Below are 11538 nucleotides of genomic sequence, written 5' to 3'. Positions count from 1 at the left end.
CGGCGCTGGTGCTGCGCGCCGGCGACCCCGCCGCCCCGGCCGCCCGCCCGGCGGGAACGCCCCAGGCATGCGGCACCGCAGCCCAAGCCCCGCACCAGAGGACGGGACGGCAAGCGGGACCTGCCTCCGATCAGCACGGACGCGATGCGGGTGACGGTCCTGATCCCGGCGCACAACGAGGCCAAGCAGATCACCGAGACCATCGCCTCGCTGCGCCGCCAGGAACGTCCCCCCGACCACATCGTGGTGATCGCCGACAACTGCAGCGACGCCACCGCCGCGTTCGCGCAGCTCTGCGGCGTCGAGATCGTCGGCACGCGCGACAACCGGCACAAGAAGGCGGGCGCGCTCAACCAGGTCCTGGACCGCCTCCTGCCGATCCTCGGCCCGGACGACGCGGTCATGGTGATGGACGCCGACTCGGCCCTCGACCCCGGGTTCATCCGGCACGGCGTCGGCTACCTGGCCGGCGGCCGCTACGCCGCCGTGGGCGGCACCTTCACCGGCAAGCCCGGCGGCGGCGCGGTCGGCATGTTCCAGCGCAACGAGTACGCCAGGTACGCCCGCGACGTGCGGCGGCTGCAGGGCAAGGCCCTCGTCCTGACCGGCACCGCCACCATCTTCCGCGCGACCACGCTGCAGGAGGTCGTCGCCGCCCGGCGGGAACGGCGCCTCCCCGGCCTCCCGCACGTCTACGACGTCCGGGTCCTCACCGAGGACAACGAGCTCACCTTGGCCATCCTGCATCTCGGCTTCCGCATCCTGTGCCCGCCCGAGTGCACGCTCACCACCGAGGTGATGCCCACCTGGAGGGAGCTGTCCAGGCAGCGGCTGCGCTGGAAGCGCGGCGCCCTGGAGAACCTCCTGGACTACGGCTGGACGCCGATCACCCGCCCCTACTGGGGACGGCAACTGCTGTCCCTGGTCGGCATCCTGGTGATCACCGCCTACCTGTCGTCCATCGCCTACTCGGCCATCTGGCTCGGCGGCATCACGATCAGCCCGATCTGGGCCGCCATCACGGTGATCTTCATGGTGGAGCGCGTGGTGACCGTCCGCCGCCGCGGCGCGCTCCAGATGGCACTCGCCGGCACGATCGTCGTCGAAATGATCTTCGACGTCTTCCTCCAGTTCGTCCAGGCCCGCGCCTTCTGGCAGGCGGCCTGGCGCAAAGAAAGGAAATGGTAGGACATGTACAACACCCCACCGATCGGCGGCGTCGCAGCGGGCTTCGGCGGCGCCGCCGCGGCCTCGCCGTGGCTCGGCCTCCAGGCCCTCTGGATCGGCCTGGCCCTGTTCACCCTGGTCTCCGCCGGCCTGGCCGTGAAGCGCATCCTCCCGGCCCGCAGAAGCTGACCCACCCGAACGGCCCCTGGTAACCCCGCCAGGGGCCGCCCGTCCCTCCGCCCTGGCGAGGCGCAAGATCAGGGGATCACGTCGGCCGTGATCGTCGTGGAGGCCTTGCGGCAGGTGGAGAGACGGCCGCTCGCGCTGGCCTGGGCCGCACTGTTACTGGCACAGCGCCAGCCGTTGACGGTGGCCACGCCCGCGGAGCCCTGCCTGGGCGTGCCCGGCGCGAAGTAGCTGCGGAAGACGGTCAGTACCGTCGCGCACGTCGTCCGGCCGCTGAGCACACCGACCGCGAAAATCTCACCGTTGACCGCCTTGACCTCACCGCAATTCGTTCGCGGCCCGACCAGCTTCGCCCTACTCCGCGAAGGCTCCGGCGAATCGGCGGAGATGGACGGCGCGATGGCGGGAGCGGTCGGGGCGGGCGGAGCCGAGGCCGCTGGACCGGCCTCGGGCCTCACCTCGCCCTGGCATGCGGTCAGGGCAAGAGGAAGCACGGTCAAGGCTGCGAAAAGGCGTGGACGCACAAGAACTCCGCGGGCTAATTCCAAGATCGACAGAGTCTCTCACGTGGCCGGGCGGCCGGGCCGCTACCCATGAGACGACCGAGCGAGCCACCACAGCCGTCCCCATACAGATGGCAGGACAGCGCCAGACCGGCCCCACAAGCACCACAGCCATCGTGGGCGCTCACAAACGCCTACACACAACCGGCCCGGACACGACGAGAACGGCCCCTGACCGCGTTGAAGCTGGTCAGGGGCCGTTCTGTGTGATGTGGCGGGTGCAGGGTTCGAACCTGCGTAGGCTAAGCCGACGGATTTACAGTCCGCTCCCATTGGCCACTCGGGCAACCCGCCTTGGCGTCGCTTGCGCGGCGGCACTGGAAAGAATAGCGGACGGTGGGAGTGGGTGTGACATCGGGGCGCGGGCTTGATCGCTAAGCTCGGTGGACCGCGAAAGTTGCTGCTGAGGGGATGTGTGCGCGATGGCGGACAGCTCTTTTGACGTCGTGAGCAAGCTCGACCGGCAGGAGGTCGACAACGCGCTGAACCAGGCCGCCAAGGAGGTGGCCAACCGGTTCGACTTCCGGAACGTGGACGCGGGGATCAAGTGGTCGGGTGAGTCGATCGACATTCAGGCGAACACGGAGGAGCGGGCCAACGCCGTACTCGACGTGCTCAAGGACAAGCTGGTGAAGCGGGGGATCTCGCTGAAGGCGATCGACCCCGGGGAGCCGAAGCTGTCCGGGAAGCTGTACAAGCTGGGCGTGGGCCTGAAGGAGGGCATCGCGCAGGAGGACGCGAAGAAGATCAGCAAGATCATCCGGGAAGAGGGGCCGAAGGGCGTCAAGGCCCAGATCCAGGGGGACGAGCTGCGGGTCAGCTCGAAGAAGAAGGACGACCTGCAGGACGTCATCGCGCTGCTCAAGGGCAAGGATCTCGATGTGGCGCTGCAGTTCGTGAACTACCGGTAGTCGGGTGCGCCGGCCCCATCCCCCGCAGAAGGGGCCGGCGCTTTGTTATGACGCGGCCGCGTCCTCGATGGTTCGGTCGAATTCGTGGAGAGTTCGGGCGAGGGCCGACAGGTCGAGATCCAGGACGCGGGCCAGGGACGCGACGGTGAAGAACGCCGGGGCCGCGATGGCGCCGCGTTCGATCTTGCGGAGGGTGTCGAGGGAGATGCCGGCCTCCTGGGCCACGGCGGCGGCGCTGCGGGGGCCCCGGGCGGCGCGGAGCACCTGGCCCAGTGCCCTGCCCCGGTCGCGCTGCTCCTCGGTGAGCGGGGTTCGTACCATGCGAGCATTGTAATACTGGTATTAGAATCTTCCCATGGTGAACTACCGGACTCCGCGCGAGTGGGAGCGCATGCGGGAGGCGGGACGGGTCGTGGCCCGGATCCTGCGGGACGTGCGAGCGGCGGCCGAGCCCGGTCTGCCGCTCGCGGAACTGGACGCGGTGGCCGCGCGGACGCTCAAGGAGCATCAGGCGACATCGCCGTTCCTGCACTACAAGCCGAGCTGGGCTCCGATGCCGTATCCGGCCAACATCTGCGTCTCGGTGAACGACGTCGTGGTGCACGGGATACCGGCGGGCGGGGTGCTCAAGGACGGTGATCTCGTGACGGTCGACGCCGGCGCGACGGTCGGGGGCTACTGCGGGGACGCGGCGGTGTCGTTCATGGTCGGGACGCCGGACGAGGACGGCGCGCGGCTCATCGAGACGACGCGGCTCGCGCTGGAGCGGGCCATCGCGGCGGCCGTGCCCGGGAACCGGATGGGGGACGTCGCGGCGACGATCGAGAGCACGGCCCGCGAGGCGGGCTACGGGATCGCGGACGGGTCCGGCGGGCACGGCATCGGTACGGAGATGCACGAGGATCCGCCGGTGCCGAACAAGGGGCGCCCGGGGCGCGGGATGAGGCTCAGAGAGGGGCTGACGATCGCCATCGAGCCGCTGGTGACCGAGAGCGGGCGTGACGCGACCCGGCTTCTGCAGGACGGATGGTCGGTCGCGACGGCCGACGGGAGCCGCGCGGCGCACTTCGAGCACTCGATCGCGGTCACCGCGGACGGGCCGATGATCCTGACGGCGCTCTAGCGGCGGCCCGCCATGCGTTCCAGGCGGGCGATGCGGTCGGCGGTCGGGGGGTGCGTGGAGAAGAGCCTGCCGATTCCGGCGCCGGCGAACGGGTTGGCGATCATCAGGGAGCTGGTGGTGGCGAGTTCGGGGTCCTGCGGCAGCGGCATCGCCCTGGTGCCGGCGTCGATCTTGCGGAGGGCGGCGGCGAGCGCGAGGGGGTCGCCGGTGAGGCGGGCGCCGGCGGCGTCGGCGGTGTACTCGCGGGTGCGGCTGATCGCCATCTGCACGACGGCGGCGGCGACGGGGCCGAGGACGAGCATCAGCAGGGCGCCGAGGAGGCCGGGGCCGTCGTCGTCCTCGGCGCGGCCGAGCGGGATGAAGATCGCCAGGTGGGACAGGTAGGTGATGACGGTGGCGATCGCGGCGGCCACCGAGGAGATGAGGATGTCCCGGTTGTAGACGTGCGACAGCTCGTGGCCGAGGACGGCGCGCAGCTCCCGTTCGTCCAGGATGTGCAGGATGCCGCGGGTGCAGCAGACTGCGGCGTTGCGCGGGTTGCGGCCGGTGGCGAACGCGTTCGGCTGGCGGGTCTCCGAGACGTACAGGCGCGGCATGGGCTGGTGGGCGGAGTTCGCGAGTTCGCGGACGAGCCGGTACAGCCGCGGCGCCTCGACCTCGCTGACCGGGTGGGCGCGCATGGAGCGCAGGGCGATCCGGTCGCTGAAGACGTAGGCGAACCCGTTGGTGCCGAGCGCGATGAGCAGCGCGATCGTCAGCCCGGTACCGCCGCCGATGGCCCAGCCGGCGGCGAGCATCAATGCCGACAGCGCGCCGATGAGCGCCGCGGTCTTGACACCGTTGAACTGCACTTCCGTTGCCTCCCCGTCGACTCCGGCCATGAACATCAACGGTTTGACCTGGGTGAACGTTCCCGCCTAGGTGACGTGGCCGACCGTCTGCAGGACGATCTGCGGCGCCACCGACAGCACGACGGCGCCGGCGGCGGTGGCGGTGATGGCGGCGCGGACGGGCAGCCCCGGCGCGGGGTCGTAGGACGGTCCGGGCGCGGGCGCGAAGAGCTTGGCGGCCCACACCAGGTAGTAGTACAGGCCGATCACCGTGTTGACCGCCATGACGGCGGCCAGCCAGGTGACACCGCCCGCGACGGTGGCGCGGAACACGACGACCTTCGCGAACAGCCCCATGACCCCCGGCGGCAGCCCGGCGAGGCAGATGAGGAAGAAGGCGAGGGCGGCGGCGACGGCGGGGCTGCGGCGGGCGAGGCCGCGGAAGTCGTCGAGGGTGTCCCAGGACGGGCTGAGCCGCCCGGCGGTGCGGCGCCGGAAACCGATCACGACGGCGAACGCGCCGAGGTTCATGACGGCGTAGAGGGCGACGTAGGCGGTGGTGGCGGCGACGGCCTCGGGGAGCCGGTTCGTGCCGACCGCGAGGGGCGCGAGCATGTAGCCGGACTGGGCGACCGACGACCAGGCCAGCAGCCGGATCGCGGTCCGCTGCCGCAGCGCGAGGAGGTTCCCGAGCGTCATCGTGACCGCGGCGAGGACGGCGATGACCGGCCCCCACACGTGCCCGTACGCGGGGAGCCCGAGGGCCACGACGATCAGCAGCCCGGCGAACCCGGCGGCCTTGGAGACGACGGACAGGAACGCGGCGACGGGCAGCGGGGACCCCTGATAGACGTCCGGCGCCCAGAAGTGGAACGGGACGGCGGCGACCTTGAACGCGAACCCGGCGAGGACGAGCACCGACCCGGCCACCGCGACGGTGTCCAGGCCGGACGGCAGGTTCTCGAGGGCGGGGGCGATGCGGTCGAGGTGCATGGCGCCGGTCGCGCCGTACAGGAGGCTGATCCCGAACAGCATGATCGCGGTGGAGACCACCGAGACGAGGAACAGCTTCAGCGCGGCCTCGGACGCCGTCCCGTCGTAGCGGCGCAGGGCGGTGAGCGCGAACACCGGCAGCGACAGCGTCTCCAGCGCGACGAGGAGCAGGACGAGGTCGCGGGCGGCGACGAGGGTCAGCGCGCCGATGACGGCGGCGAGCAGCAGGAAGTGGTACTCCCCGGCGGGCATGCCGGAGTCGGTGATCTCCTGCAGCGACAGCAGGACGACGACCGCGGCGGCGGCCAGCACGATCCCCTGGAACAGGAGCGTGAAGTCGTCGGCGACGTAGGAGCAGGAGGCGGGGCCGTCGCCGCGCAGGCCGTCCGGCAGGCAGAACGTGGCGCGGCGGTCCCCGGACGCGAGCGCGGCGACGGCGACGAGCGCGGCGGCGAGGGCGCCGCCGCTGAGCAGGGACAGCAGGCGGCGCGGCACCTCGAAGGCGTCGGCGAGCAGCAGCCCGATCGCGGCGATCGCGAGGATCAGCGGCGGCGCGACCGCCGCGTAGTCGATGCTCTGGATCATCAGCCGCCTCCGAACAGCGCGCGGACGGGTCCGGTGGTCACGTCCAGCAGGGTCTTCGGCCACAGGCCGACCAGCAGCGTGAGCGCGATCAGCGGCGTCCAGGCGGCGTACTCCTGCAGGGACACCCCCGCCGCGGGGACGCGGGTCTCCCGGCCCCGCCGCACGGCGGCCCCGGCCTCGGCGGCGGCGCCGTCCGCGGGCCCGTGGGTGAGCTTGGCGAGCATGCGCAGGAAGTAGGCGGCGGTCAGCAGCGCGCCGAGCGCGGCGACGACCATGAACGTGACGAACGTCTCCCGGGGGAGGTCGGCGTGCGGCCGGTACGCGCCGAGCAGCGCCAGCATCTCGCCCCAGAACCCGGCGAGCCCCGGCAGCCCGAGCGAGGCGACGGACGCGAAGGTGAGGATCGACGCGAGGCGCGGGGAGGTGCCCAGCATCCCGCCGCCGAGGGCGTCCATGTCGGTGGTGCCCCAGCGTTCCTTGACCGACCCGGCGAGGAAGAACAGCAGGCCGGTGATCAGGCCGTGCGCGATGTTGCCGAACAGCGCCGCGTTGACGCCGACGGGGGTGAGGGTCGCGATACCGAGCAGCACGAAGCCCATGTGCCCGACGGACGAGTAGGCGATCATCCGTTTGAGGTCGCGCTGAGCGAGGCAGGCGAGCGCGCCGTACACGATGCCGATCACGGCGAGGAGCCCGAGCCAGGGCGCCCAGAACCGGGCCCCCTCGGGGGCGAGCGGCAGCGTGACGCGGACGAGCCCGTAGGTGCCCATCTTCAGCAGGACACCGGCGAGCAGGACGGACCCGACGGTCGGGGCGGCGGTGTGCGCGTCCGGCAGCCAGGTGTGCAGCGGCCACATCGGCGCCTTGACCGCGAAACCGATCCCCATCAGGGCGAACGCGGTGATCTGGATGCCGCGCGTCAGGCCGTCCCCGTGCCGGGCGGCCAGCTCGGTCATGTCGAGGGTGCCCGCGGTGGCGCCGACGAGCAGCATCCCGGCGAGGAGGAACCCGGAGCCGAGCAGCGTGTAGAGGATGAACTTGTAGGCGGCGGCGCGGCGTCCCGGCCCGCCCCACAGCATGATCACCACGTACATGGGGATCAGGACGGTCTCGAAGAACACGAAGAACAGCACGAGGTCGAGGGCGACGAACGTGCCGAGCATCCCGATCTCCAGGACGAGCAGGAGCGCGGTGAGCAGCCGGATCCGGCCGCCTTCCGGCGGGTGCCGCAGCGTGTAGAGGAAGCACAGGAACGTCAGCAGCGCGGTCAGCACCACGAGCGGCAGCGAGATCCCGTCGACGCCGAGGTGGAACCGCAGCCCGATCGCGGACGCCCATTGCCGGTCGACTTCGAGCTGCATGCGGGACGTCGCGCCGAAGTCGAAGGCGGTCAGCGCGGAGATCGCGACGAGCAGCGTCGCGCCGGACACGGCGGTGCCGAAGGCGCGGACGGCGAGGTCGGTGCGCAGGAACCGGTGCGCCGGGACGAGCATCGCCAGCGCCCCCGCCAGCGGTATCGCCAGCATCAGCACGAAGATCACAGGAGGATCACCACCCCGGCCACGATGACGACGACGCCGGCGAGCAGGCCGGTGAGGTAGGACTGCGCGTTGCCGTTCTGCGGGACGCGGAGCCACTCGCCGAGGCGGAGCGCGCCGCGCCCGGTGCCGGTGACGGCGGCGTCCACGCGGCTGCGGTCGAGGACGACGACGTACCGCGCCGCGGCCCGGACGGGCCGGACGATCGCCGCGTCGTAGAGCTCGTCGACGTAGAAGGCCCGCGCGAAGACGGGACGGACCGGCCCGAGCGCACGCGCCGGATCCAACGCGGGGTCACGGTTCCACAGGAGGAAAGCGGCCCCTGCGCCCGCCGCGAGCAGCACCACGCTCAGCAGAGCCGGGCCGGCATGCGGACGCAGTTCCGCTGCCCCGAGCCCGAAGAAACCGAGGATCGCGGCGGGGACGGCCAGGGCCGCCACCGTCCACGACATGATTCTCGACGGCTCGCGTATCTCGTACGAACCGCGCGGTTCCCCGAAGAACGTCATCAGCCACGTGCGCATCGCGTACGCCGCCGTCAGCGCGACCGTCAGCAGCAGGCCCAGGTACACCAGCCACGCCACGGCGCCCGCGACCTCGCCGCCGTGGAGGGCGGCGTGCTGGGCGGCCTCGATGACGGAGTCCTTGCTGAACCAGCCGCTGAACGGCGGGACGCCCGCGAGTGCCGCGAGACCGACCGTCATCGACCAGAACGTGATCGGCATGCCGTGCCGGAGACCGCCGTAGTGGGCCAGCATGTTCGACCCGGCGACGGCGATGACGCATCCGGCGGCGAGGAACAGCAGCGCCTTGAACGCGCCGTGCGTGAGCAGGTGGAAGATCGCCGCGGACCTGCCGCCGACCGCGAGACCGGCGGCCATCACCGCGAGCTGGCTGATCGTCGAGTACGCCAGGACGCGTTTCAGGTCGTCCTGCGCGAGGGCCGCGCACGCCGCGCCGACCATGGAGACCACCGCGACGATCCCGAGGACGGCCAGCGCCGCGGGGGCCGCCTCGAACACCGGGAACACCCTGGCGACGACATAGACGCCGGCCGCGACCATCGTCGCGGCGTGGATGAGCGCGCTGATCGGCGTGGGGCCCGCCATCGCGTCCGGGAGCCAGGTGTGCAGCGGGAACTGGGCGCTCTTGCCCGCGACGCCCGCGAGCAGCAGCAGCGCCGCCGCCGTCACCGTCGTGCCCGGCAGGTCCGCGGCGGTCCGCGCGATCTCCCGGATCTCGAACGTGCCCGCGCCGACGCCGAGGACGAGCACGCCGATCAGAAAGCCGACGTCGCCGAGCCGCGTGACGAGGAACGCCTTCACCGCGGCCCGCGAGTTGGCCCGGTCCTCCCAGTGGTGGCCGATGAGGAAGTAGGAGCAGATCCCCATGACCTCCCACCCCGCGTACAGGACGAGGAGGTCACCGGAGTAGACGACGAGCAGCATCGCCGCCGTGAACAGCGAGATGAAGGCGGCGTAGGAGGAGTAGCGGCGGTCCCCCTCCAGGTAGGCGACCGAGTACACCTGGACGGCGAGCGCCACGCAGCAGACCATGAGCGCGACGACGGCGGACAGCCCGTCGACCTGCAGCCCGACCCGGATCGGCACCGAACCGGTCTCGATCACGGTGAGCATGCCGGTCCGCTCGCCCGGCTCGCGCCAGACGGTGAACGCGACGACCGCCGCGAGGACGAGCGAGACCGCGATCGGCGCGCACGCGACGAGCGCGGGCCCGTTCCGCAGCGGGGACGTCCGGCCGGCGGCGCGGCCGCCGCCGAGGAGGCGTGTCACGTACGGGCCGAAGAGCATCCCGGCGAACGCGGCGAGGAACGGCAGCAGTGCCACCAGCGAGGCGAGCACGATCACGGGGCGGCCTCCTCGACCGCCGCGGCCCGTCCGGGCTCGGCGGGCCGGCCCTCGGGTCCGTCCGGACCGTCCTCCCGCTCCGACAGCGCGCGGAGCCGGTCGACGTCGACGTTCCGCCGGTTGCGGAACACCAGCAGGACGATCGCCAGCCCGAGCCCGATCTCCGCCGCGGCGATCACGATCGTGAACAGCGTGAGGACCTGGCCGCCGTGCAGCGGATCCCGCAGCCACATGTCGAACGTGACGAGGTTGAGGTTCACCGCGTTCAGCATCAGCTCGACCGACATCAGGACGAGGATCGCGTTGCGGCGCGCCAGCACCCCGTACACGCCGACGGAGAACAGCAGCGCGGCGACGACCGTCGGGTAGGCGAGATGCATCAGCCGCCGTCCTCCTCGCCCGCGTCGCCGCGTTCCGGTTCCGGTTCCCGTTCCGCCGGGCGGACGCGGGCCTCCGGACGCGCCCGGATGTCCGACCGGGACAGCACGATCGCGCCGACGAGCGCCGCCAGCAGCAGCACCGACAGGATCTCGAACGGCAGCACCCACGTCCGGAACACGCTCGCGCCGAGCGCCTCGGCGGACCCGCCGCCCTCCCGCAGGGTCATGCGCTCGTCCCCGAACCCCATGACCACGACCGTCACCAGGACGGCGGCGGTGGCGACGGCGACGGCGACGGCGGCCCACCGGTTGCCGGAGTCCAGGTCGGCGGACTCCCCGATCGGCGCCCGCGTCAGCATGATCCCGAACAGCAGCAGCACGACGATCGCGCCGACGTAGATGAGCACCTGCACCCAGGCGACGAACTCCGCGGTCAGCACCAGGTAGCCGCCGGCGAGCGCACCGAACGACACGACCAGCCACAGCGCCGCGTGCACGAGCCGCCGCGTCGTCACGACCAGGACCGCGGACCCGACGGCGACGACGCCGAGCAGCGCGAACACGACCTCCTGACCGCTCATGCGCCGGTACCGGGGGGTTTGCGGGCGGCGCGCGCCGCCGCCTTCTCCGCGGCGCCCACTTCCTTGGGCGGCTCGGCGGCCGGGTCGTGGTCCTGCGGCGGCGGGACGGTCCACATCCACTCCCGCAGCCGTTCCTTCTCGTGCGTCAGCTCCGCGATGTCGTACTCGGCGTACTCGAACTCCGGCGACCAGAACAGCGCGTCGAACGGGCACACCTCGATGCAGATGCCGCAGTACATGCACAGCGCGAAGTCGATGGCGAACCGGTCGAGGACGTTGCGGGTCCGGGCCCGCCCGCCGCCCTCGGCCGGGAGGGTCTCCTTGTGCGAGTCGATGTAGATGCACCAGTCGGGGCACTCGCGCGCGCACAGCATGCAGACGGTGCAGTTCTCCTCGAAGAGCGCGATGACCCCCCGGCTGCGCGGCGGCAGATCGGGCTGCACCTCCGGGTATTGACGCGTTATGGAACGCCGCGTCATCGTTCGCAACGTGACCGCCAGCCCCTTGGCCAGCCCGCCTCCTGGTAGCCGTCCCACGCGCCCCATGATTGCGCACGATCGGCGCGGGGGGAACGCGGCGGGCGTCCCATCCGTCCTAGAAGGTGTGGACCTCATGGTCAACGGCGTGTTCGCGGTCGGGGAGGGCTTGTGAATCAGCGCGCAGACCGCCCTGACGATCCGATACCGCACCACCGCCCCCACGTTCCGCGCGCCGACCACACCCGGGCCCGCGGGGGCCCGGCGCCGCGGCCGAACGCCGGCAAGGGGTTCGGCCCGCCCGGCTGGCGTCCCCCGCCCTTCCCGGGCCCGCCTG

Annotated in this window: 13 protein-coding genes and 1 tRNA gene; 4 read left to right on the top strand and 10 right to left on the bottom strand. The window is 71.8% G+C overall.

Going from position 1 to position 11538, the window contains the following annotated elements; translation table 11 throughout:
* Together E1289_RS32250 and E1289_RS38570 are read left to right on the top strand one after the other, a co-directional pair.
* Positions 1–1188: glycosyltransferase family 2 protein (locus E1289_RS32250; RefSeq protein ID WP_207929289.1), on the top strand; the 1188-nt coding region annotated here is incomplete at its 5' end.
* Positions 1189–1191: 3 nt separating this feature from the next.
* Positions 1192–1356: a hypothetical protein gene (locus tag E1289_RS38570; RefSeq protein WP_165970697.1), complete on the top strand. Its 165-nt coding sequence runs from the start codon at positions 1192–1194 to the stop codon at positions 1354–1356.
* Between the two features lie 68 nt (positions 1357–1424).
* Here the strand turns inward: E1289_RS38570 and E1289_RS32245 are convergent, their stop codons facing one another.
* Together E1289_RS32245 and E1289_RS32240 are read right to left on the bottom strand one after the other, a co-directional pair.
* Positions 1425–1853: a hypothetical protein gene (locus E1289_RS32245; RefSeq protein WP_131987016.1), complete on the bottom strand. Its 429-nt coding sequence runs from the start codon at positions 1851–1853 to the stop codon at positions 1425–1427.
* Positions 1854–2128: 275 nt separating this feature from the next.
* Positions 2129–2210: transfer RNA gene (locus tag E1289_RS32240), tRNA-Tyr, on the bottom strand.
* Between the two features lie 128 nt (positions 2211–2338).
* Between E1289_RS32240 and E1289_RS32235 the strand changes: the two genes are divergently transcribed.
* A complete protein-coding gene (locus E1289_RS32235; protein ID WP_131987014.1) occupies positions 2339–2827 on the top strand; it encodes a YajQ family cyclic di-GMP-binding protein in 489 nt (162 codons plus the stop codon).
* A gap of 45 nt (positions 2828–2872) precedes the next feature.
* Here E1289_RS32235 and E1289_RS32230 read toward each other — a convergent pair whose 3' ends face one another.
* The gene (locus tag E1289_RS32230) at positions 2873–3148 is read right to left on the bottom strand and encodes a helix-turn-helix transcriptional regulator (RefSeq protein ID WP_131987012.1); all 276 of its coding nucleotides are present in this window, start codon (positions 3146–3148) and stop codon (positions 2873–2875) included.
* A 34-nt stretch (positions 3149–3182) separates the two neighbouring features.
* On the opposite strand from E1289_RS32230, the gene map reads away from it, so the two are divergent.
* Positions 3183–3950: a type I methionyl aminopeptidase gene (map, locus tag E1289_RS32225; RefSeq protein ID WP_131987010.1), complete on the top strand. Its 768-nt coding sequence runs from the start codon at positions 3183–3185 to the stop codon at positions 3948–3950.
* Here the strand turns inward: map and htpX are convergent.
* The 7 genes from htpX to E1289_RS32190 all read right to left on the bottom strand — a co-directional run bounded on the left by htpX (position 3947) and on the right by E1289_RS32190 (position 11168).
* Entirely contained in the window at positions 3947–4801 is an 855-nt protein-coding gene (gene htpX / locus E1289_RS32220; RefSeq protein WP_207929288.1) for a zinc metalloprotease HtpX, read from the bottom strand. The genes map and htpX overlap by 4 nt on opposite strands.
* Before the next feature lie 66 nt (positions 4802–4867).
* Complete coding sequence (locus E1289_RS32215) at positions 4868–6358, bottom strand: NADH-quinone oxidoreductase subunit N (protein ID WP_131987006.1); 1491 nt, start codon at positions 6356–6358, stop codon at positions 4868–4870.
* Positions 6358–7899 (bottom strand): NADH-quinone oxidoreductase subunit M, encoded by a 1542-nt coding sequence (locus E1289_RS32210; protein ID WP_131987004.1) that lies wholly within the window; start codon positions 7897–7899, stop codon positions 6358–6360. Before E1289_RS32210 ends, E1289_RS32215 begins: the two co-directional genes overlap by 1 nt.
* Complete coding sequence (locus E1289_RS32205; RefSeq protein WP_131987002.1) at positions 7896–9764, bottom strand: NADH-quinone oxidoreductase subunit L; 1869 nt, start codon at positions 9762–9764, stop codon at positions 7896–7898. The genes E1289_RS32210 and E1289_RS32205 overlap by 4 nt, the downstream gene beginning before the upstream one ends.
* Positions 9761–10144 carry an NADH-quinone oxidoreductase subunit NuoK gene (gene nuoK, locus E1289_RS32200; RefSeq protein WP_131987000.1) on the bottom strand — a complete coding sequence of 128 codons (384 nt, stop codon included), beginning with the start codon at positions 10142–10144 and terminating at the stop codon, positions 9761–9763. The genes E1289_RS32205 and nuoK overlap by 4 nt, the downstream gene beginning before the upstream one ends.
* On the bottom strand, positions 10144–10725 hold the full coding sequence (locus E1289_RS32195; RefSeq protein ID WP_131986998.1) for an NADH-quinone oxidoreductase subunit J: 582 nt from the start codon (positions 10723–10725) through the stop codon (positions 10144–10146). The genes nuoK and E1289_RS32195 overlap by 1 nt, the downstream gene beginning before the upstream one ends.
* A complete protein-coding gene (locus E1289_RS32190) occupies positions 10722–11168 on the bottom strand; it encodes a 4Fe-4S binding protein (RefSeq protein ID WP_243713288.1) in 447 nt (148 codons plus the stop codon). Before E1289_RS32190 ends, E1289_RS32195 begins: the two co-directional genes overlap by 4 nt.
* Between the last annotated feature and the right edge of the window lie 370 nt (positions 11169–11538).

Origin of the sequence: Actinomadura sp. 6K520, assembly GCF_004349245.1 — a bacterium.
Classification (GTDB): Bacteria; Actinomycetota; Actinomycetes; order Streptosporangiales; family Streptosporangiaceae; genus Spirillospora.
The sequence above is the reverse complement of the archived record's forward strand: the minus strand, read 5'-3'. Positions and strand labels throughout refer to the sequence as shown.

Bases quoted from the DNA above. Each gene is read 5' to 3' on its own strand.
- E1289_RS38570 (WP_165970697.1), top strand. From the start codon at position 1,192: ATGTACAACACCCCACCGATCGGCGGCGTCGCAGCGGGCTTCGGCGGC.
- E1289_RS32235 (WP_131987014.1), top strand. From the start codon at position 2,339: ATGGCGGACAGCTCTTTTGACGTCGTGAGCAAGCTCGACCGGCAGGAG.
- E1289_RS32230 (WP_131987012.1), bottom strand. From the start codon at position 3,148: ATGGTACGAACCCCGCTCACCGAGGAGCAGCGCGACCGGGGCAGGGCA.
- map (WP_131987010.1), top strand. From the start codon at position 3,183: ATGGTGAACTACCGGACTCCGCGCGAGTGGGAGCGCATGCGGGAGGCG.
- E1289_RS32215 (WP_131987006.1), bottom strand. From the start codon at position 6,358: ATGATCCAGAGCATCGACTACGCGGCGGTCGCGCCGCCGCTGATCCTC.
- nuoK (WP_131987000.1), bottom strand. From the start codon at position 10,144: ATGCATCTCGCCTACCCGACGGTCGTCGCCGCGCTGCTGTTCTCCGTC.
- E1289_RS32195 (WP_131986998.1), bottom strand. From the start codon at position 10,725: ATGAGCGGTCAGGAGGTCGTGTTCGCGCTGCTCGGCGTCGTCGCCGTC.